The 18,843-nt window shown below is 65.5% G+C and carries 21 protein-coding genes; 6 read left to right on the top strand and 15 right to left on the bottom strand.

The features are described from left to right. The first annotated feature begins 31 nt into the window (after positions 1 to 31). The gene (locus HWV23_RS09800) at positions 32 to 1,054 is read left to right on the top strand and encodes an LLM class flavin-dependent oxidoreductase (protein ID WP_178290227.1); all 1,023 of its coding nucleotides are present in this window, start codon (positions 32 to 34) and stop codon (positions 1,052 to 1,054) included. Here HWV23_RS09800 and HWV23_RS09795 read toward each other — a convergent pair whose 3' ends face one another. Together HWV23_RS09795 and HWV23_RS09790 are read right to left on the bottom strand one after the other, a co-directional pair. Beyond that, positions 1,055 to 3,241, bottom strand: a complete 2,187-nt coding sequence (locus HWV23_RS09795; RefSeq protein WP_178290226.1) for a multicopper oxidase domain-containing protein — start codon at positions 3,239 to 3,241, stop codon at positions 1,055 to 1,057. It abuts the gene before it with no gap. A gap of 54 nt (positions 3,242 to 3,295) precedes the next feature. Beyond that, the gene (locus HWV23_RS09790; RefSeq protein WP_178290225.1) at positions 3,296 to 4,072 is read right to left on the bottom strand and encodes a hypothetical protein; all 777 of its coding nucleotides are present in this window, start codon (positions 4,070 to 4,072) and stop codon (positions 3,296 to 3,298) included. 283 nt (positions 4,073 to 4,355) lie between these two features. Between HWV23_RS09790 and HWV23_RS09785 the strand changes: the two genes are divergently transcribed. Next, positions 4,356 to 5,114: a 23S rRNA (uridine(2552)-2'-O)-methyltransferase gene (locus HWV23_RS09785; RefSeq protein WP_178290224.1), complete on the top strand. Its 759-nt coding sequence runs from the start codon at positions 4,356 to 4,358 to the stop codon at positions 5,112 to 5,114. A gap of 18 nt (positions 5,115 to 5,132) precedes the next feature. Here the strand turns inward: HWV23_RS09785 and HWV23_RS09780 are convergent, their stop codons facing one another. Together HWV23_RS09780 and HWV23_RS09775 are read right to left on the bottom strand one after the other, a co-directional pair. After that, positions 5,133 to 5,846, bottom strand: a complete 714-nt coding sequence (locus HWV23_RS09780) for a queuosine precursor transporter (RefSeq protein ID WP_178290223.1) — start codon at positions 5,844 to 5,846, stop codon at positions 5,133 to 5,135. Then, positions 5,839 to 6,015, bottom strand: a complete 177-nt coding sequence (locus tag HWV23_RS09775; RefSeq protein ID WP_178290222.1) for a ribbon-helix-helix protein, CopG family — start codon at positions 6,013 to 6,015, stop codon at positions 5,839 to 5,841. The genes HWV23_RS09780 and HWV23_RS09775 overlap by 8 nt, the downstream gene beginning before the upstream one ends. Before the next feature lie 124 nt (positions 6,016 to 6,139). On the opposite strand from HWV23_RS09775, the gene HWV23_RS09770 reads away from it, so the two are divergent. After that, the gene (locus HWV23_RS09770) at positions 6,140 to 6,541 is read left to right on the top strand and encodes a hypothetical protein (RefSeq protein ID WP_178290221.1); all 402 of its coding nucleotides are present in this window, start codon (positions 6,140 to 6,142) and stop codon (positions 6,539 to 6,541) included. A gap of 10 nt (positions 6,542 to 6,551) precedes the next feature. Here HWV23_RS09770 and HWV23_RS09765 read toward each other — a convergent pair whose 3' ends face one another. After that, positions 6,552 to 6,761, bottom strand: a complete 210-nt coding sequence (locus HWV23_RS09765; protein ID WP_178290220.1) for a pro-sigmaK processing inhibitor BofA family protein — start codon at positions 6,759 to 6,761, stop codon at positions 6,552 to 6,554. 62 nt (positions 6,762 to 6,823) lie between these two features. Next, entirely contained in the window at positions 6,824 to 9,043 is a 2,220-nt protein-coding gene (locus HWV23_RS09760; RefSeq protein ID WP_178290219.1) for a twin-arginine translocase subunit TatC, read from the bottom strand. A 575-nt stretch (positions 9,044 to 9,618) separates the two neighbouring features. Here HWV23_RS09760 and tatC point away from each other — a divergent pair. Continuing rightward, entirely contained in the window at positions 9,619 to 10,392 is a 774-nt protein-coding gene (gene tatC, locus HWV23_RS09755) for a twin-arginine translocase subunit TatC (RefSeq protein WP_178290218.1), read from the top strand. Here the strand turns inward: tatC and HWV23_RS09750 are convergent, their stop codons facing one another. Beyond that, positions 10,393 to 10,878, bottom strand: coding sequence for a hypothetical protein (locus tag HWV23_RS09750; RefSeq protein ID WP_178290217.1), 486 nt, complete (start codon positions 10,876 to 10,878; stop codon positions 10,393 to 10,395). Between the two features lie 87 nt (positions 10,879 to 10,965). Here HWV23_RS09750 and HWV23_RS09745 point away from each other — a divergent pair, with 87 nt between their 5' ends. After that, complete coding sequence (locus HWV23_RS09745; RefSeq protein WP_178290216.1) at positions 10,966 to 11,586, top strand: histidine phosphatase family protein; 621 nt, start codon at positions 10,966 to 10,968, stop codon at positions 11,584 to 11,586. A gap of 10 nt (positions 11,587 to 11,596) precedes the next feature. On the opposite strand, the gene HWV23_RS09740 is transcribed toward HWV23_RS09745, so the two are convergent. From HWV23_RS09740 to HWV23_RS09720, 5 genes are all read right to left on the bottom strand, one after another. Next, positions 11,597 to 12,214 (bottom strand): class I SAM-dependent methyltransferase, encoded by a 618-nt coding sequence (locus tag HWV23_RS09740; RefSeq protein WP_178290215.1) that lies wholly within the window; start codon positions 12,212 to 12,214, stop codon positions 11,597 to 11,599. A gap of 93 nt (positions 12,215 to 12,307) precedes the next feature. After that, entirely contained in the window at positions 12,308 to 13,360 is a 1,053-nt protein-coding gene (locus HWV23_RS09735) for an ATP-binding protein (protein ID WP_178290214.1), read from the bottom strand. 72 nt (positions 13,361 to 13,432) lie between these two features. Then, positions 13,433 to 14,311, bottom strand: a complete 879-nt coding sequence (gene larE / locus HWV23_RS09730; protein WP_178290213.1) for an ATP-dependent sacrificial sulfur transferase LarE — start codon at positions 14,309 to 14,311, stop codon at positions 13,433 to 13,435. Between the two features lie 37 nt (positions 14,312 to 14,348). Then, positions 14,349 to 15,644, bottom strand: a complete 1,296-nt coding sequence (locus HWV23_RS09725) for a D-arabinono-1,4-lactone oxidase (protein WP_178290212.1) — start codon at positions 15,642 to 15,644, stop codon at positions 14,349 to 14,351. Continuing rightward, positions 15,632 to 16,810, bottom strand: a complete 1,179-nt coding sequence (locus tag HWV23_RS09720; RefSeq protein WP_178290211.1) for an alanine racemase — start codon at positions 16,808 to 16,810, stop codon at positions 15,632 to 15,634. Before HWV23_RS09720 ends, HWV23_RS09725 begins: the two co-directional genes overlap by 13 nt. A 123-nt stretch (positions 16,811 to 16,933) precedes the next feature. Between HWV23_RS09720 and HWV23_RS09715 the strand changes: the two genes are divergently transcribed. Further along, entirely contained in the window at positions 16,934 to 17,215 is a 282-nt protein-coding gene (locus HWV23_RS09715) for a DUF6360 family protein (protein ID WP_178290210.1), read from the top strand. 18 nt (positions 17,216 to 17,233) lie between these two features. Here the strand turns inward: HWV23_RS09715 and HWV23_RS09710 are convergent, their stop codons facing one another. The 3 genes from HWV23_RS09710 to HWV23_RS09700 are packed head-to-tail and all read right to left on the bottom strand — an operon-like array spanning position 17,234 to position 18,797. Continuing rightward, the gene (locus HWV23_RS09710; protein WP_178290209.1) at positions 17,234 to 17,374 is read right to left on the bottom strand and encodes a hypothetical protein; all 141 of its coding nucleotides are present in this window, start codon (positions 17,372 to 17,374) and stop codon (positions 17,234 to 17,236) included. Position 17,375: 1 nt separating this feature from the next. Further along, on the bottom strand, positions 17,376 to 18,194 hold the full coding sequence (locus tag HWV23_RS09705) for an aldo/keto reductase (protein ID WP_178290208.1): 819 nt from the start codon (positions 18,192 to 18,194) through the stop codon (positions 17,376 to 17,378). Between the two features lie 36 nt (positions 18,195 to 18,230). Next, positions 18,231 to 18,797: a 5' nucleotidase, NT5C type gene (locus tag HWV23_RS09700; RefSeq protein WP_178290207.1), complete on the bottom strand. Its 567-nt coding sequence runs from the start codon at positions 18,795 to 18,797 to the stop codon at positions 18,231 to 18,233. Positions 18,798 to 18,843: the final 46 nt, after the last annotated feature.

The raw sequence follows: 18,843 nt of genomic DNA, 5'->3' as shown, positions 1-18,843 counted from the left end.
CCGTTATCTCCCGCAGTCCCCGACTCCGGGTATGAAGCTCTCCGCTGTCGACCTCTCGCCGGTTCCCGACGACGGCACCGCGACCGAGGCCTACGCGAACACCGTCGAAGCCGCCCAGCAGGCCGAAGACCTCGGCTTCGAACGGTTCTGGGTCGCCGAACACCACGGCATGGCCGACACCCTCGCCGGGACGACGCCCGAAGTGTTGCTCGGCCATCTCGCCGCCGAAACCGACTCGATTCGTCTCGGTTCCGGCGCCGTTCTGCTCAACCACTACAGTCCCTTCAAGGTCGCCGAACAGTTCGGCGCCTTAGACGCGCTCGCACCGGGCCGCATCGACGCCGGCCTCGGGCGCGCGAACGGCTCGCCCGCGGTCGACCGTGCGCTCGGGACGGACCGCCACGTCCAGAACCCCGACAAGGACCACGCCGAGAAGATAGAGGCCGTCATCAACCACCTCTACGACGACTACCCCGACAACCACGCCTACAGTGATATCGAGATTCCCCGCTCCGGCGCCGACGAGCCGGTACCATGGGTGCTCGGCTCCAGCCCTTCCAGTGCGGCCATCGCCGGCGAACTCGGCCTTCGATTCTGCTTTGCGGCCTTCATCCGGCCGCAGTTCGCCACCCACGCCTTCGAGAAGTATCGCGAGACGTTCCAGCCCTCGGAACTTGGCGGGAGTATCGACGAACCGCAGGGGATGGTCGCCGTCAACGCCGTCTGTGCCGACACCGACGAGGAGGCCGCACGGATTCGGGCGGTCGCCGAAGCGACCTACAAGCGGATGGAACGCGGCATCGTCGGCACGCGACCGTCAATCGAGGAGGCCATCGACGAACTCGGCGGCGTTCCGGAGCCGACGCCCGCGACGCTCGACGAAAACGAGTGGCCGCGAGCGATTTCCGGTAGCCCGGAGACGATTTCGAGCCTGCTAGACCAACTCGCCGACCGCGTCGGCGTCGACGAGATGATGATTCAGCACGTCCACGACGGCCACGAGGACGCGCTTCGGTCCCACGAACTCATCGCCGAAGGCGTCGGCCTCGTCTAATCAGTTCCACCGCCGTCTCGCCAGCAACACACCGGAGAGAAGGGCGAGGACGACGGCCCCGAGTGCGACGCTCGGGGGACTACTGGACAGTAACGCCCCCGTCCCGACGGCCGCCGTCGCCGTCGACTCGTTCGCGTCGTCGGTTGCGGTTGCGGCGTCGGCGCTCGTGTTCCCGCTGGACGGGTTGCCGACGACGACTGTCCCGTTCATGCCGGACATGTCGTGGGACGGCACCGAACAATGGAGTTGCAAGCGCGTGTCGACGCCGGGGGTGACGAACGTCCCGGTGACGGACGTCCCGCCGTTGGCTTCGATGTTGAACATTCCGCCCGGATAGCTCGTCCGGAGCAGCCCGTGTATCATCCACTGGTGTCGCACCTCGTCGGTGTTGACGAGCGTGACGTTTACCCGGGTGCAGGTGTCGAACTGCCACTGGCTGCGGTTGTAGGCGAACATCTCGCCCGGTTCGGCGAACTGCTCGCCCGCCTCGACCGTGACGTTGCGCGTGCCCCGAATCTCGTCGCAGCCGTACGGCGGGTCCTTTTCGTTCTCGTTTACGACCAGTCCGCCCTCGGCCATTCGCATCTCCATCCGCATCTCGTTCGCGCCGACCCAGTGGTCGACGGCGCCGGCCGTGGCCGTACTCGTCGCGTTGCCCGCGGCCAGTTTCTCGTCGAGGTTACTCCAGTACGGAACCTCGCCGGCGTAGTAGGAGCTGTTGAAGTAGCGGCCGAGGTCGGTCTCCGTTTGCGGGAGTTCCGTCCGCTCGTCGAGATACGAGGCGTAGGTGATGGTGTTGATGTTGCCACCCGGCGAGATGCCGTCGGTCGTCACCCCCGGTTCGCGGTGGTCGTGCATGAACCAGACGCCGGGGCCGTAGGAATTGCGGCCGTCGTCAGTCGTGTTGAGCGTCAGGTCGACGCGCTGGGCCGGCGCGACGTCGATAACGTCACGCTGGATTTCGTTCGACTCGTTCAGCGTGACGCCGTCGTAGGCCTCGACGGTGGCCTTGTGTCCGTGCGTGTGGACGGCCACGTCGCGCGGCCCGGAGTTCAGCACCCGAAGCCGGTATTCCCGTCCGGGGTCGACGACGATGGGTGATTCCTGCAGCGTGTAGGGGAACGACCGCCCGTTCAGGAGGTAGTAATCCATCGACGCGTCGGTGGCGTCGTGGCGGCGGTTCATCAGCGTCGCCACGCGCCGCGGGTCGTCGTGGGTCGCCGGAATCCGCGAGAGGTTCTTATCCAGCGCCTGATAGTGGAGGTCGTAGACCCCGGCGGTGTCGTTTCCTTCCGCCCGTGACGGGTGGCGGACCTTCCCCGCGCCGTTGTTGAACGTCTGGACGCGGTTGTCCGAGGCGTTCTCAGTGATGACGAACATCCCCGAGAGCCCCATCGGGATGTGGACGTCCGGGGCCACGTGGCAGTGGTAGAACATCGTCCCGGGCTCGCCGGGCGTGAACTTGTACGTCCGATTCTCGCCCGGTTTGATCGGTCGTTCGCTCGTCTGCGGGACGCCGTCGTTGCCGTCGACGTCCGTGCCGTTGCTCTCGTATGGGTGGTCGGTGCCGTGGAAGTGGACCGTATGCGGCTGGTAGTGGGTGTTCTCGACGGTCACGTAGACCGTATCGCCCGCCTCGAGACGGATGGACGGCGACGGCGCGCGGACGAGGCGGGACGACGCCGACCCGTTCTCGACCATCCCCCGCGTCTTGGGCGAGAAGACCCACATGCCCGGCGAGACGCCCGGCGCGATGTGGTGTTCGACGGCGCCGCCGTTCAGTTCGTTGATTTCGAGGGTGATGCGGATGACGTCCGGGTCACCGTCGCCGTCCCTGTCACAGCACTTCTCGACGGCGTCCCGGGCATAGCCCGTCCGCATCAGGACGTCCATGGGGACGTTGTTCGTCCCGGCGACCGACGCCGCGACGGCGTTCGGGTTGTCCGGTCGACAATGCCGGGATTGCTGGATATCCACCCCCGCAATCGTTTGGGCCTCACGCCACTCCGGGTTCGGGAACTCACAGAGCGACTGCGTCGGTTGCGATGCGTTACCCCCTCCGTCCTCGCCGTGGGCCGCGACGGGGTCCGCGAGCAATCCGACCCCGCCGACGAGGACGGCGAGGACGGCGGCGACGGTAAACCCCCAGACGAGTATCCGCGTTCGGTCGTCAGTCGTGTCGTTCATAAAATAAGTATACTCTCGTTTCTCACCCGTTACCCCCAGTCTGCCGGCCAGCCTTCACCCGCTATCGCTCGTGAGGCGGGGATTGACCGGCGCGAACACGCCCTCCGGGTTCTCCATGTGCGTCCAGACGTGGAGCGCCCGGAGTTCCGGATGGGTAGTGACGACGTCGGCGACCCGCTCGGTCCGGTCGCCCTCCTTGCCGCTGGCCGTCCCCCAGTTCAGCGAGACGGTATCCCCGGCTTCGAGGTCGCTGTCCGGCGGGCTGAACTCCGCCCAGTAGTCCGGAGTCGTCCACTCATCGAAGGTGACGTCCTCCGGATTGGTCTGCTCGCCGTCGGGCGTCGCGAAAACGTGGGTAGCAGCGGCGTGGGTGCCCCACGATTCGGTGGCGTCGGCATCGGCGTCGTCGAAGAGGTCCGGCGACTCGGGGACAGCCTGTGCGGGACCGGCGTACTCGACCGACCCCAGCGTCAGTCCGTCGTCCGTCTCCACGTAGGTAAGCGTCGGCGGCTTCTCGAGGTCGAACCCGTTCTGGGCCGCCTCCTGGGCCCACTCGGGGTTCTGGAAGTGCCACCCCATGCCCGGAACGTACGGTCCGCCCGGCTGGAACCCGTTCTGGAGGGCCGCCTGCGGGTCCTCGAAGTCGGCCGTCGCCTCGCGGACCGTCTGGAGTTGTGCCTCCAGCCCGGACGACGTCGGCGTCGGTGTATTCGTCGGTGTCCCTGTGCTTCCGTTATTCGAATCGTTGCTACAGCCAGCGAGAGCTACAGTAGCTCCCCCAACGACCGTGCCGAGGAACGCTCGGCGCGACGTCACCCCTTCAAAGGACATGTCGGCGTCAGGTAGACGTCCTTGTAGTTAAGGGTCAACGGATGGATGAAGTTTTGCAGAAGTTTCTAAAATCACTGTTTTTATTACTGATATCAACTGACGGTGTATGCTACTACGGCGGCGAATTACTCGGGTCGATTGGCCCCGAAGACGAACCGAACCAACGTGGCCCAGAGAGCCCCGAATCCGGCACGTCTTTCCGCGTTGACCCCGTCAAGACGTGTATGAGCGCACGTTCGTTTGTAGCGGATGGAGACGTATCGGAGGACGTGGTGAGGGACGTATGACGCGTAAGGACGACTACTACAACCGGGCGAAACAGGAGGGCTACCGCTCCCGTGCCGCCTACAAACTGAAGCAACTCGACGAGGAGGCCAACCTCATCAACCCCGGCAACACCGTGGTGGACCTCGGCGCCGCGCCGGGCGGGTGGCTGCAGGTCGCCAAGGAACTGGCCGGCGAGGACGGAAGCGTCGTCGGCGTCGACCTCCAGCGTATCAAGCCCATCGACGGCGTCGAGACCGTCCGCGGCGACATGACCGAAGCGGAGACCCGCGAGCAGGTCGTCGACATGGTCGGTGAGGCCGACGTCGTCATCTCGGACATGGCGCCGAACATGACCGGCGAGTACTCGCTTGACCACGCGCGGTCGGTCCATCTCGCGCGGATGGCCTTCGAGACCAGCCTCGAACTGCTGGCGCCGGGCGGCGACTTCGTCGCGAAGGTCTTCGAGGGCCCCGACACCGACGACCTCCGGGCCGATATCGACGAGGAGTTCGAGTACGTCCGGACCATCCACCCGAAGGCCTCCCGGGATTCCTCCTCGGAGCTGTTCATGGTGGCCAAGAGCCGCATCACGGCGCCCGTCCGCGAGGGCGACGAACTCGAAGTCGACATCGAGGACGTCGGCAGCGAGGGCGACGGCATCGCCAAGGTCGACGGCTACACGCTCTTCGTCGGGGACGCCGACGAAGGGGAGACGGTCGAGGTGACCGTCACCGACGTGAAGCCGCGGTACGGCTTCGCCGAGAAGAAGGCATAGGTCGAGTCGGCGGCTCTTTTAGGTGATTTGTGGCTCTTCGCTGCGGCGAATCACGCCGGTGATGAGGTAGACGAAGGGCGTATCCACCAGCGCGATGAGGAGTTTCAGGGCGTACTGGCCGACGATAAGCGAGAGCACGAACCCGAGTTCGTAGGTCGCACCGAAGCCGACCTGCGGGAGGACGTAGAACCCCAGTCCGACGAAGATGACCGTGTCGATGGCCTGACTCGTTCCCGTCGAGGCGATGTTGCGGAGCCAGAGCATCTCGCCGTCCGTGAGTTCCTTGAGTTTGTGGAAGACGAGCACGTCGTAGTTCTGGCTGACGAGATACGCCGCGAGGCTGGCGACCACAAGCGGGCCGCTCTGGCCGAGGACCGCCGCGAAAGTGGCGGGGTCGATAGGCTGATTGGGAACCGCCGGGGCGGCGATGGTGCTGTACACCAGCGCGAGCAACAGGAAGTTCATCAGGAACCCGATGTTGACGAGGACCTGTCCGGCGCGCTTGCCGTACAGTTCGGTGTAACAGTCGGTCGCGAGGAAGGTCAGCGCGTACGCCAGCGCCGCGCCGGGCAACACGAGAGCGGTCCCCGTCACCGGCAGGGCGACCGGCGACTGGAACAGGAGCAACTTCGAGGCGGTGACCTGCGAGGTGACCAGCGCGGTGACGAACATCGCCGCGAGCGCGACGGCGCCGGTCGGCAGCAACCGCTGCCGTACGTGAGCGCTACTCATCGTCCTCCAGTCGCCCGTGGCGGGCGTCGATTTCGTCGATGATATCGAGGTTCTTGCGAATCGACGCGCGGATGGCGTCGCTCCGGTTGACGTACTTGCCGTCGTCCCCGACATGGTCGTCGAGGTCGTCGAGCAGTTCCTGCGGAATCTCGACGCTTATTTTTGGCATATCTTCCGGTTACGGGTATGGCGGTATATACGACTCGGATTTCTTCTTGAGTCCTTATCTGGAGAACACTCAGGGCATATAGATAGGCGGCAACGCCTTTGCCGTGGCCGTGTGAACCGATAGCGTGGCTGGAACCATCACCGGATTCGTCCTCGGGAGTATCATCGGCGCCGTTGCGACCATCGCGGGGTCGTACTTCCTGTTTTGGCGCCGGCGGCGGCTGGCCCGCACGCATCTCCGGCAGGCCTTCGAGACGGAACTGGACGCGCTCTCGTATCTCGACGACCTGGCCGAACGGGGCGCATACGAAACGCTGACCGAGACCGTCGAAACACCAGTCATCTACGAGAGCAACGCCGACGACATCGGCCACCTCTCCGGGGCGGAAATCGAGGCGCTGGTGGCGTTCTATACGGACCTCTACTGGCTGCGCGACCAGCAGGACATCGAGGACAAGAAGGACCGCGTCCACGCCATCGTCGAGAAACGACAGCGGGCCGTGGCCGCGATACGCGACCACGAGTAGCGGGGACGACCTACCCGATAAATAGAGGCGCCATCGACGCCGCGAAGGCGATATCGAGCACTGCGAGCAGGATGACGAGTATCGCCCCGGGCACGCCCAAAATTGCACAAATCAGGAGCGTGAGTATCGAAATCTCGACGCCCAGACCGATGGCGTTGGCGACGACCAGAATGATGAGTCCGACGATGGCGTTGACGAGCAGCGCTCTCAGGGATACCATACCTACCGTACAGGACACGGCTGCTTTGTTAGACGGCACATACGCCGTAGTAAGCAGAGAGACTAGTCCGCGCCCTCTGCGGGTTCGAACGTCCGGCGGCCGCCCAGCGTGTAGGCCCACAGTACCCCCAGGCCGGCCAGGTAGGCGACGATGACGGGGATGCCGAGCAGGAACATCGTGAAGACGCCGCGCGGGGAGAAGAACGCCCCAATCGCGAGGACGGCGATGGTGAACTCCCGCCAGCGGTTCCGCATCACGGAGTAGGGAACGATGTTCCCGCGGTGGAAGAGGAACATCGAGACGGGGATGACCGAGAGGATGCCGATACCGGCTGTGAGGAAGAAGATCATCCAGCCGTAGTTGCTGATGCGGTAGGCAATAATCATGTTCGCCCCGAGGACGTCGGCCGCGAGCCACGAGATGACCGCCGGCGCGACGTAGATGAAGCCGACGATGCTCCCGACGGTCAACCCGAACAGCAGGGTACCGCCCCACAGCAGGAGGACCCGACGGTCACCGCGGGCGAGGCCGCGTTCCTTCAGCGCGGGCCACGCGTAGTAGAGCACCAGCGGGAGCGTGGCGACCGCGCCCGCGATGACCGAGACCTTGATCATAAAGATGAGCGCCTCGACCGGATGCAGCGTGACGATGGAGACCTGTTCGGCGGCGAACTCGGATGGCATCCGGCTGACGAACTGCTTGCTCAGTTCGCCGATACCGCCCTGATAGAGGACGAAGAACACGGCGGCCATGACGGCCATGAAGACGCCGACGAGGGCGAATGCCTTCGAGGTGAGGCTGTCGACGACGAAGGCGATGTCGTAGGCGTAGCCGCCCACGTCGTCCTCGTCGATTTCGTCCTCGCTGAAGGCGTCGAGCATACCCGCACTCCGCCGGGCGAGGATGCCGGCATCCTCCTCGTCTTCGGCAGCCTCGGCGGTTCCGGCTTCGGCTCCGTCCCCGCCTTCGCCTGTTCCCATTCCGTGTTCCTTCGGGGAAACGTCGCCTTCGGGCGGATTCACGTTATCGAAGCGGTCGAGGATGGCCTGTGCGCGCTCGGGGTCGTCGTCCTTCATCGCCTCTTCGGCGAGGGCGAGGGCTTCTTCCTCTTCGAGGCGGGCGAAGGCCGCAACAGGGGCCGCCCGGATGCCCGCCTCATCGAGTTGCGAGAGGTCGATAGCGGCGGGGTCGCCGGGCGTGCCGCCGGGGACCGCATACTGGTTTCGGGTCGGCTCTTCGAGGCCGTCGTAGACGAAGTAGCCGAGGCCGACGGCGGTGAAGATGAGGCCGTAAATGGCGCCGAGGACGCCGATGTAGGTGGTGTCGGGGACGTCGTAGGCGCCGCCAGTTGGTAGGAACCGATAACTGGAGTTTACGGCGGCGAGGACGCTATTGACCAGTTCGTAGCCGCCGTAGGTGTAGAACGCATAGACCAGCGCGACGCCGACGAGGAACAGGCCCGCGAGGGCGTTCCATCGCTCGCGGGCGGTCGCGGGGATGTCGATGGAACTGCTGGAGCGTTTCGTGGTGACGACGATTTTCGAGATGTACAGCGAGATGCCGTACAGCGTCACAAGCGGCACCGCCCACATAATCTGGGTGAAGGGGTCCGGCGGCGAGAAGAGTGCGCCGAAGACGAAGATGGCGATGACCGCGTACTTCCATTTGTCACGGAAGGTCTCGTACTGGACGATACCGCTGTAGGACAGCGAACTCATCGCCAGCGGCAACTGGGCGGCCAGGCCGAACGACATCGACAGCAGGAAGATGAACTGCGCCCACATCGAGATGGAGTAGGTGGGCTCGAAACCCGCGCCGACGGCGTTACTCGCGAGGAACGCGAACATCAGCGGGAAGAAGAGGTAGTAGGCGTAGGCGACGCCGCCGGCGAACAGCGCCGCGCTGGCGATACCGAAGCCGATGGCCTTCCAGCGGGGCAGGTTCTCCGGCCATCGACCCCGTGCCTTGAGCGAATCGCGGCTCAGATAGAGGATGGGCGGGATGGCGAAGACGACGCCGGCCGCGAGGCCGATTTTCGCCTGCAGTAGAATGACTTCGAACGGCGTGATGGCGACGACGACGATGTCGGGGTGGGCGTTGAGGTCCTGTTTGAGTATCTCCCAGACGTAGAGGCGCAGGACCGTGAACGTCCCGATAAAGCCGATGAGGAAGACGATGAAAACCTTCTGCAGATGCTTCTGCAGGCCCCGAAGGAGCGTCCCGAGATGTTGTCGCCCCTCCGCGACCGTCCGCTTCACATCGTCGTCGACGGCGCTAGACACGCGGGAAGGTTGTCTGCTCGCAGTTATCAACCTTTTCGCTTCCACTTTTTGCACGGGCGCCTGCGGCGCCCGGCAAAAACTGGGGAAAATATGCGCGCCTCCCTCCAGCCGCGGCCCTGCGGGCCGCGTTAGTCGGTCGGCGCTACCGGACTGCGGGCGCCTTCGGCGCCCTTGTCCGGGGAACCGCCTCGGGGGCGTTTTTCAAACGCCCCGCTCGGCGGATGCTCACTACGTTGTTACTGTGTCCGGCTCGAATCGGGTGTAACTCGAAGGTTCGGGGTAGAACAGAACTAAAACAGACTCAACGAGAGATCAGAGGTGGCATCCGCCGAGGGGGTGTCCGAAGGTCACCCCCGAGGCGGTTCGCGGCGCCGAACGTAGTGAGGCGCCGTAGCGACGAGTGACCACCGCGCGCCGTCAGGCGCGCGACGGGAACGAGTCGCGCATATTTTCCCCACGTTTTTGCCGCGGAGCCGGGTCTGGCGCCGTAGCGCGCCAGACCGGCGGAGCGTGCAAAAAGTGGGCTACAAGTGACTAGGAGAAGGCTTACAAACACCGGGGGCCGACCGGAACACATGGCAGAGACGCCGGAGGGGAGCCACAACGTCGACGAAGGAGTCGTCGGCGACGGCCCCGCCAGCGACGAGGAAATGCCGCTCGCGGACCACATCGAGGAGATGGTCTACCGGCTCGGCATCGTCATCGTCGTCATGGCCATCATCTCCGGTATCGTCTTTCCCTTCGCGGAGTTCATCATCAACTTCCTGTGGTACTCGGTGCTTCCGGGCGGCGACATCGCCCGCCCCCGCGTGTACCACCCGCTTGGGCTCATCCTCGCGCGGTTGAAAGTCGCCACGCTGGGCGGCTTCATCGTCGCGCTGCCGGTGTTCGTCTACCAGACCTACCTGTTCATGCGGCCCGGTCTCTACGAGCACGAACGGCGGTATTACCTCGCTTCCGTGCCGGCCAGCCTCGTCTTGGCTGGCGTCGGCGTCCTCTTCGCGTACTTCCTCGTGCTGCCCGCGATTTTCACGTACTTCCTCACCTACTCGCAGGACGCGGCGACTATCGCCTTCGGTCTGAGCCAGACGTTCGACCTCATCGTCCTCATGATGGGGCTGTTCGCGGCGGTGTTCCAGATTCCGCTGTTCATCATGCTCGCCATCATGATGGGGTTGACGACCCGCCGGTGGCTGGCCGACAAGCGCCTCTACTTCTGGGGCGCGTTCCTCGGCATCGCGTTCCTGTTCAGCCCCGACCCGACCGGGATGGCACCCATCATCGTCGCCGCGACGATGATCGGCCTCTTCGAGGCGACGCTGCTCACGTTACGGTGGGTCAAGCGGTAGTCACGCCGCGTCTTGCCCGCGTTGCCCGTATCGTTTTGAACCGACCCGAAGCAGGCCCACGACCACGCCCGCACCGACCGCGAGCGGGACGGTGATTATCCCGAAGAACAGCAGCCCGAGCAGCCAAAACAGCGGGACGAGGAACAGGACGGCCATATAGAGCGACCCGTTCAGCAGCCCCCAGAGGAACCACATCACCGGATGGGCGACCGTCCCGGTGACGACGCCAGCGACGACGCCGGCCCTGACGTAGCGCCGTTCCGCGTTCCCCTCGATATAGAACCAGCACGCACCGCCGACGAGAAACGCGGCGAGCAGTGCCGCGGCGCCCATCGCGCCGTCGCTGTTCGACAGCGGGTTGGGCCACATCTTCTCGGCACCCATGAAGGGAACGACGAACATCGACGCCGAGGCCGCGAAACAGACGCCCGCCAGCAGCGACCACAGGAGGCGTTCGGTCGGGTCGACGGACGACTCGGTCGCCATACGCGAGCCACACCGCTCGGGGGTATAGAACTACTGCCGGAAACGGTGGCCGAAGGCTCATTGCCCCCCGTGGAGTACGGCCAGCCAATGACACGTGTCGTCGCCGTCCGCCACGGCGAGACGGACTGGAACCGCAACGGTCGGATGCAGGGCTGGGCGCCGACCAAACTCAACGAAACCGGGCGCGAGCAGGCCGAAGGGGCGGGCCAGTGGCTCGCCGACCAGTACGATATCGACACCGTCTACGCGTCGGACCTCGACCGCACCGAGGAGACCGCCGAGTTGGTTCTGGACGCGTTCGACGCCGACTTCGACGTTACCTACGAGCCACACTGGCGCGAACGGGATATCGGCGTCTATCAGGGCTTCGAATACCACGAGGTACAGGAGCGCTTCCCGAAATTCTCGCTTGGGGACGCCGCCTACGAGGCCGCGATGGCGGTCCCCGAGGGCGGCGAATCGCTCCGCGATTTGGCCGACCGCGTCACCGAGCGACTCGACCAGGTCGTCGCCGACCACGCGGGCGAGACCGTCCTTCTGGTCACCCACGGCGGCCCGCTGCACGTCATGCTCGGCTACGCGAAGGGGCTGCCGCTCCACGAGGGGCTGAAACAGCACCATCAGGACAACTGCGGCGTCAACGAACTCGTCGCCGAGGACGGCGAGTTGCGCGTGGTCCGGGAAAACGAGCGGGTCTGGCTGGAATAGCGCCGGCGGCTCACAGCAGCCGGAAGACGCGCACCGTGTCGCGTTTGCCGGGTTCTTTGAGCAGTTGCGCGAGGCCGTACTCCGAGAAGACGTCCTTCCAGTTGCGGTGATACAGCGGGAAATCGTCGTTGACGTAACTCACGTCGGTGTCGCCGCGGCCGCGGTTCGGGCTGTTGCCCTCGTTTTCGGCCGTGATTAGCAGGTCCTCGGTGACGCGGATGACCTCCTCGAAGACCCACTCGTTGTCGGGATGGACGTGCTGGAGGGTCTCGACCGAATAGACGACGTCGAAGGCGTCATCGTCGAAATCGGGCAGGATATCCTCGATTGCGCCCGTATAGAACGTGCCCGTCTCGGCGAGTTCCGGGTAGTGGTCGGCCATGACGTCGAAGGACTCGTCGTTGAGGTCGATGCCGGTGAGGTTCTCGTAGCCCTGCGAGCGGAGATGCGCGAGGTGGCGGCCGGAACTACAGCCGAGTTCGAGGACGGCGGCGTCCTCCTCGACGTAGTGGGCGAACACCTCGGCGAGGGTCTCGCTGACCTCGTTGGGGCCGAGGCGGGCGTAATACTCCGGTGAGAACTCCCCGGAGCGGTCGGCCCAGTTCTGGTGATTGTCGGAGGGGTCCATATCGATACCAGGAGTCCCACGGGCAAAGGCTATGGGAAGCGCGGGGTATCGCGTGGCCGACCGAATCCCTCCGCCGCCGGCGGCCGAGAGGTGCTATCTCGACGGGACGGGGTCCGCTCGTGGGAGTTCGACGATGAAGTTCGACCCTCGGGAATCGCCGCCCTCGTAGCGAATGCGGCCGCCGTAGCGTTCGATGAGAGTCTTCGCAAGCGCGAGGCCGCCCCGTGGCCCCGATGTCGGTGCTTCGAAGAGGCCCTCGGTCTGTTCCTCGGGGACTCCCGACCCGTTATCGCGAACGGCGAGGCGGACGGTGTCGTCGGCGCAGTCTATCGTGACGTGTGCCCGCGGGTCCGCCGCGGTGTTGTGCTCGGCGGCGTTTTCCAGCAGGTTGTCGATGACCGACCGGACGCCGATGTTGGCCTCGACTCGCGCGTGGTCGGGCAGGTCGGTCGTCACCGTCAGGTCGTAGGTGTCGTCGATTTTCTCGGCCACCTCGGCGGTGATACCGGCCAGGTCGACGGTCTCCTCGTCCCGTTTGGTCGTGAGCGTCTCCGCGATTGCCTTCGAGACTTCGATGCGGGTGAGGGCTTCCTCGGATTTCTTGGAGATAATCTCGGCGTTCTCGCCCTCCAGCAGGTCGGCATAGCCGCTGATGACCGTCAGGTCGTTCCGCAGGTCGTGTCTGATGAGGTCGTTGACGAACGCGAACGCGTCGTTCATCGACTGGGCCTGTGCCGCCTCCGCTCGCGCCCGAGCGTTGTAGTATCCGGCGGCGAAGCCGGCCAGCCCGCCCACGCCGACGGCGACCAACAGCGGAAACGCCGGTTCGCCGATAGGCCGGTTCTCGAAGAGACGGACGACGATTGTCGCGCCGATAGCACTGCCGAATATCGCCCCGCCCGCGAGGCACCACCCGCTGATGCGTAATCGCGCCTCCGGCCCGAAGTCGGAAGTTGACAGCCAGTAGCCGGCGTAGACGAGTCCGAGGGCGGGCAGACTATCGAGAAACAGGGCAGCCATCGGCCCGCCGGTCACCGATGGGTCCGCCAGTTCGGACAGGTAGTTGCCCACGTCGGCGGCTAACAGCAGCACTCCGAAGCCAGCGACGAGGAGCCACGACCGGCGCCGGAGCGACGCGAGATTCATACCGTAGCTACGGCCTGCCCGGTGATATTTTGCGTGAATCGTTCATCGTGCTGTGTCGGCCACCATCCAGAATCAGTCGTCGCTGGTCGGATAGTCGGCATCCAACACGTCGTCGGCCGTCTCGGCGTCGGTCGACTCGTCGGCGTCCTCCGGTGAGACGCTCCCGGTCCGATAACCCTCCAGGTCCAGCGTCACGTGGTCGAAGCCGATATCGGTGAGGTGGTCACGGACGGCCGCCGCGAAATCGGCGTCCAGCGCACGCTCCAGTTCGTCCTCGCCCACCTCGATGCGCGCGAGGCCGTCGTGGTCGCGCACGCGGAACTGCTCGAAGCCCCACGTCCGGAGCAGGGTTTCGGCCTTCTCGATGCGGGAGAGTTTCTCCTCGGTCACTTCCAGCCCCGTCGGAATCCGCGAGGAGAGACACGCCATCGACGGTTTGTCGGCCACCGAGAGGTCGTAGTGGCGGGCGATTTCACGCACCTCCTCTTTCGTGATGCCGTGTTCGAGAAGCGGCGAGTAGGCGTCCAACTCCTCGACCGCGCGGAGGCCGGGCCGGTGGCCCTCGCCGGGGTCGGAGGCGTTCGTCCCGTCGCAGACCACGCCGATGTCCAGTTCGCGAGCCTTGTCGAACATCCGGCCCAGCCGCATCGACCGGCAGTGATAGCAGCGCTCGCCGTCGTTTTCGATGAACGCCTCGCTGTCCAACTCCGAAAAGGAGACCGTCTCGTAGCGGATGCCGATTTCGTCGGCGACCCGGTTTGCCTCCGTCAGTTCGGCGTCGGGCAGCGTCTCGCTTTTGGCGGTGCAGGCGACGGCATCCTCGCCGAGCGCCTCGTGGGCCAGCGCGGCGACCACCGAGGAGTCGACCCCCCCCGAAAACGCGATGAGGACGCTATCGAACTCCTGCAGGTCCTCGATTGCGGCCTCCCGCTTCGCCTCGACGGATGTCATGTCTCAGGTGTCGTGTCGCGCGTAGAAAAGCCCAGCGTCACGATTCGACGCCCGACTTGCCGAACACGTCCCGAAGGTGGTCGTTCAGGAACAGCTCATCGGGGTCGAGTTCCCGCCGAACCGTCTGAAAATCGCCCCACTCGGGATACAAACCCGCGAATTCCTCGGCCGTCTTCGTGTGGTGTTTGCCCCAGTGTGGCCGCCCGTCGTATCGGTCGAAGACGGCTTCGGCGTCCCGAACCAGCGGTTCCCACTCGCGTTTATAATAGGCGTGGACGGCGAGGAACGTCGATTCACGGTCGTAAGCGGGCGACAGCGGAATCCCATCGCCGGCCACGTCGCGGAACTCCACCGGAAACATGGCGTCGTGAGATTCGACGACGCTCCGGAGTTCGTCGAAGGCGTCCACCGCGTCCTCGCGGGCGACGCCGTATTCGGTTTCGTTGAACCGGACGGCACGCGTCGTGGGGTACACCTCGCGCGCGGGGCCGATGCGTTCGGACTCGGAGAACGTCCCCGCGGTGAACCTGCTTAAAAGCGGGGAGGCCCGCCGAACCCGCGTCCCGGCACGGCAGAGCCCCTCCCACGCGAGATTTTCGAGACGCTCCTCAACCGAGTCGAGACGGCCGGGCGAACCCGTTTCGTCGGTCTCCTCCAGAATCTTCACCAGCGCCGTATCGGTGTGCGGGAACCACCAGAACTCGAAGTTGCGGTGCTCGCGGTAGGAGTCGAGATTCGCCAGCACGTCGTCGATATCGGCGGGGAACTTCCGCTCTTCGAGGCGGTAGTCGTCGACCACGTCCAGCGTGACAGTGCTGATGACACCGAGACTGCCGAGCGAGACCTGTGCGTGCGGGAAGCGGTCGTCTGCTTCGTCGAGTTCGAGCACCTCCCCGTTCGCCTTTATAAGCCGCATTCCCGCGATTTGGGTCGGCATGACGCCGAAGTCGGTGCCGGTGCCGTGGGTGCCCGTCGAGAGCGCGCCCGCAATCGATTGGTCGTCGATGTCGCCCATGTTTTCCAGCATGAGGCCGTGTTCGGCCAGCGCACTCGTGAGGGCCGACAGCGGCGTGCCCGCTCGCACCGTCACCCGCCGTGCGTCGGGGGCGACGTCCACGAGACCAGTATACCGCTCCAGTGAAACGAGCGTCTCGTCGGCTTTCGCCACCGGCGGAAAGGAGTGGCCCGCGCCGACGACCCGAAGCGTGCCCTCGGCGTTGGTGACGACCGTCCGGAGGGCGTCCTCGCTTTCGGGGAAGTGGACGTGTTCCGGCCGCGCCGACACGCTCTTCGACCAGTTGTGCCAGACGCCCTCGTCGGTCAGATGTAGCATTTGCCCTCCCCCCGGTAGGTCGGCCACACGTCGACGATTTCCTCGCCGTCGACGACCGCGAGTTCCTCGAAGAACCGGCACAGTTCGCCCGCCTTCCCGTGGCGCATCACGACCGGGTCACCGACGGAGAGGTCGCCGTCGTAGAGGACCGGCGTCTGTACCTCGCCCGCCCCTTCGTCGTCCCGGAGCGTCGCACCCTCGGGCAGCCACGGAATCGGGGCCTTGTCCTCACCGACGGGCCCGGAGGCGACGTAGCCGCCGCCACGGCAGGTGTAGACGCCCGAATCGGGCTCTCGCGTCACCTCGACGGCGTAGCCGGCGGCCGGTTCGTAGGCGAACTCGTCGTACCAGTCGAACTGTCGGGGCGCATAGAAGGCCGACCCCGCCGTCACCTCGGTTACCCATGGGTCCTGTCGGGTGAACTCGATGCTGCCAGTTCCGCCGCCGTTAACGAACGCCAGTCCGTATTCGTCATCCAACGCCTCGGCGACGGCCTGCCGGCGCTCCCGGACGATTGGCTTCGAACGCTCCTTCAGGCGCCGGATAATCGCGTTTTTCGCGGGGTTGTTCGCCGGGTTGCGGTCCGGCAGGCCGGCGAGTTGTGCCTCGTAGCCCATCAGTCCCGAGAGATGAACGCCCTCGGTTTCGGCGATGACGTCGGCGACGCTCGTGGCCTGTTCGGGCGTCCGAATCGGCGAGCGCTGGACGCCGAAGTAGATTCCGAGGTGTTCGGTCGATAAATCGAGGTCGATACACAGCGGGACGTCGGCACCGACATCGCTGGCGACCGCCCCGATTCGTTCGACGTGCTCGGTCGAATCAACCATCAGAACGATGCGCGCGCCGTCCGCGACCGTTTCAGCGACTCGCCGGAGTTCGCCTTCGTCGACGGTCGGATAGGCGACGAGCAGGTCGTCGAATCCCGCCGCAGCCAGATCGGCGGCCTCGTCGCCGGTGTAGCACATCAGTCCCTCGAAGTCGGGTTCGTCGAGGAGGCGTTCGAGGACGGCCCGACAGCGGACGGATTTCGAGGCGATACGGACGGGCACGCCGTCGGCGCGCTCGGCGGTCCGTTCGACGTTCGCCTCGAAGGCTCGTCGGTCGAGAAACGCCGTCGGGAGCGACCGGTCCGCGAACGCCGCGCGGTAAGCCCCGTAGGGTTGCATACCCACACGATGCGTGCCAGCATACCTGACGGTTCCGGCGTCGATAGACGGCCCGTTTAGTGCCGAGCGGCGGCGACAGTGACGAGCGTCACGCTTACCCCGCCCAGTCGCCTTTCGGTCGATATGGTCGACCGTATCATGAAGGTCAACGCCTTCACGACGCTCGATTTGCTCGACGGCGAGGCCGAGGGCCACGACTTCGAGGAGGAGGCCTACGCCGTCCTCAACGTCACCAGCCCACGGGAGGACCCCGACCACGTCTCGCTGCAGTTGGAACTCGACAACACCCAACTGGAGAACCTCCAGCCCCACGCCGACACGGTGCGGCTGTCGGCCGACGAGGCCCGCCAACTCGCCGCCGAACTAGAGGACCACGCCGACAAGGTCGAAGCGGCGCAGGACTGACGGATACTCGGGGCCGATTTACTCGCCGTCCGACCGCCGAATCCGGTTGCCGCAGTCGCCACAGACGTAGGCGTCGACTCGCCAGCCGCCACCGACCGTATACCGCTTTCGCAGGTCCGGGCTCCCGCATTCGGGACAGTCGTCGGGCGGCCACGTCATGTCAGGTGAGCCGTGCGACGTCCTCGTCGGTGAGGTCGATATCGGCCGCGGCGACGTTCTCTTTTAAGTGTTCGACGCTGGAGGTGCCGGGAATCGGGAGCATCACGGGCGAACGCTCCAGCAACCACGCCAGCGCGATTTGCTGCCGGGTCGCGTCGTGGGCGTCGGCAATCTCGTCGATGCCCTCGACCGAGTCGAGGTCGCCGGCCGCCAGCGGATACCACGGGATGAAGCCGATACCGTACTCCTCGCAGGCATCGAGCACGGCGGCCTCATCGCGGTAGCCGACGTTGTAGCGGTTCTGGACGGTCGCCACCTCGACGTGGTCCCGGGCCGTCTCCAGTTGGTCGACGCTGACGTTCGAGACGCCGACGTGGTCGATGAAGCCGTCGTCTTTCAGTTCCGCCAGCATCGTGATGCTCTCCTCGAAATCGGTGTCGGGGTCCGGGCGGTGGTACTGGTAGAGGTCGATGGTATCCACTCGGAGGCGGTCGAGGCTACACAGCAGGGCGTTGCGGAGGTATTCGGGGGCGCCGTGGGGCAACCACTCGCCGTCCGGCGACCGGAGCAGGCCGCCCTTCGTCGCGACGGCCACGTCCTCGTAGGGCGCCAGCGTCTCGCCGATAAGGCGTTCGGAGACGCCGGGACCGTAGGAGTCGGCGGTGTCGATGAGGTCCACGCGGTCGGCCGCCTCGCGCAGCACGTCGCGCGCGTTCTCGACGTCGTCGGGTTCGCCGATGATGTCCTCGCCGGTGATGCGCATCGCGCCGAAGCCGAGTCGTCGAACGGTCAACTCGCCGCCGATATCGAACGTGTCCATACCCCACCTTGCGGCGGAGCGTGCAAAAAGTCGGGGCTACAGCAGGAGGCTGCGCACGTCGTCCCACGAGTCGACGACGTGGGCGCCGTCACAGGCCGTCGGGTCGCTGTAGGGCTGGCGCATCAGAAAGCCCGTCTTGCCCGCATCGAGGGCGTTGGCGACGTTGCGGTGGTAATCGTCGATGAGCGCGTCGCCGGGGACCGCACCCTTGTCGGAGGGGACCTCCTCGTGGAAGTCGTCGTAGGGGATGCCGTGGTCGTCGAGCCACGCCTTCGAGACGTCGTGGGTGTCGGGGACGCGGTGGGTCGCGATTTCGACGCGGTACTCCGAGCGGAGGTCCGCGAGGGCGTCGGCGACGCCCGGCGTCGGGTCCATGCCGCCGAAGTACCACTCCGTGTGGTCGGTCATCAGTTCGGTGATGACCGTGCCGACGTGGCCGTCGACGCCCGGCACGTCGTAGCTCCAGTCGTCGATATCGGTCGGGGCGACGTCGAGGCCCAGCTCGTCGTTGAGGTAGGTACAGAGCCGCGGGAGCTGGTCGGCGACGACGCCGTCGAGGTCGACCAGAAGCGTCGACCCGGCGGCCAGCGGACGGTTCGTCATTATCGGTATTTAGGGCTGGAGCGGCTTAAGTCGCACTTTGGCGCGT

Source organism: Natronomonas halophila (assembly GCF_013391085.1).
Taxonomy (GTDB): Archaea; Halobacteriota; Halobacteria; order Halobacteriales; family Haloarculaceae; genus Natronomonas; species Natronomonas halophila.
The sequence above is the reverse complement of the archived record's forward strand: the minus strand, read 5'-3'. Positions and strand labels throughout refer to the sequence as shown.

Excerpts from the sequence above, each read along its gene's own strand:
- HWV23_RS09800 (WP_178290227.1), top strand. The coding sequence starts at position 32 with ATGAAGCTCTCCGCTGTCGACCTCTCGCCGGTTCCCGACGACGGCACC.
- HWV23_RS09795 (WP_178290226.1), bottom strand. The coding sequence starts at position 3,241 with ATGAACGACACGACTGACGACCGAACGCGGATACTCGTCTGGGGGTTT.
- HWV23_RS09790 (WP_178290225.1), bottom strand. The coding sequence starts at position 4,072 with ATGTCCTTTGAAGGGGTGACGTCGCGCCGAGCGTTCCTCGGCACGGTC.
- HWV23_RS09785 (WP_178290224.1), top strand. The coding sequence starts at position 4,356 with ATGACGCGTAAGGACGACTACTACAACCGGGCGAAACAGGAGGGCTAC.
- HWV23_RS09780 (WP_178290223.1), bottom strand. The coding sequence starts at position 5,846 with ATGAGTAGCGCTCACGTACGGCAGCGGTTGCTGCCGACCGGCGCCGTC.
- HWV23_RS09775 (WP_178290222.1), bottom strand. The coding sequence starts at position 6,015 with ATGCCAAAAATAAGCGTCGAGATTCCGCAGGAACTGCTCGACGACCTC.
- HWV23_RS09765 (WP_178290220.1), bottom strand. The coding sequence starts at position 6,761 with ATGGTATCCCTGAGAGCGCTGCTCGTCAACGCCATCGTCGGACTCATC.
- tatC (WP_178290218.1), top strand. The coding sequence starts at position 9,619 with ATGGCAGAGACGCCGGAGGGGAGCCACAACGTCGACGAAGGAGTCGTC.
- HWV23_RS09750 (WP_178290217.1), bottom strand. The coding sequence starts at position 10,878 with ATGGCGACCGAGTCGTCCGTCGACCCGACCGAACGCCTCCTGTGGTCG.
- HWV23_RS09745 (WP_178290216.1), top strand. The coding sequence starts at position 10,966 with ATGACACGTGTCGTCGCCGTCCGCCACGGCGAGACGGACTGGAACCGC.
- HWV23_RS09740 (WP_178290215.1), bottom strand. The coding sequence starts at position 12,214 with ATGGACCCCTCCGACAATCACCAGAACTGGGCCGACCGCTCCGGGGAG.
- HWV23_RS09735 (WP_178290214.1), bottom strand. The coding sequence starts at position 13,360 with ATGAATCTCGCGTCGCTCCGGCGCCGGTCGTGGCTCCTCGTCGCTGGC.
- larE (WP_178290213.1), bottom strand. The coding sequence starts at position 14,311 with ATGACATCCGTCGAGGCGAAGCGGGAGGCCGCAATCGAGGACCTGCAG.
- HWV23_RS09725 (WP_178290212.1), bottom strand. The coding sequence starts at position 15,644 with ATGCTACATCTGACCGACGAGGGCGTCTGGCACAACTGGTCGAAGAGC.
- HWV23_RS09720 (WP_178290211.1), bottom strand. The coding sequence starts at position 16,810 with ATGCAACCCTACGGGGCTTACCGCGCGGCGTTCGCGGACCGGTCGCTC.
- HWV23_RS09715 (WP_178290210.1), top strand. The coding sequence starts at position 16,934 with ATGGTCGACCGTATCATGAAGGTCAACGCCTTCACGACGCTCGATTTG.
- HWV23_RS09710 (WP_178290209.1), bottom strand. The coding sequence starts at position 17,374 with ATGACGTGGCCGCCCGACGACTGTCCCGAATGCGGGAGCCCGGACCTG.
- HWV23_RS09705 (WP_178290208.1), bottom strand. The coding sequence starts at position 18,194 with ATGGACACGTTCGATATCGGCGGCGAGTTGACCGTTCGACGACTCGGC.
- HWV23_RS09700 (WP_178290207.1), bottom strand. The coding sequence starts at position 18,797 with ATGACGAACCGTCCGCTGGCCGCCGGGTCGACGCTTCTGGTCGACCTC.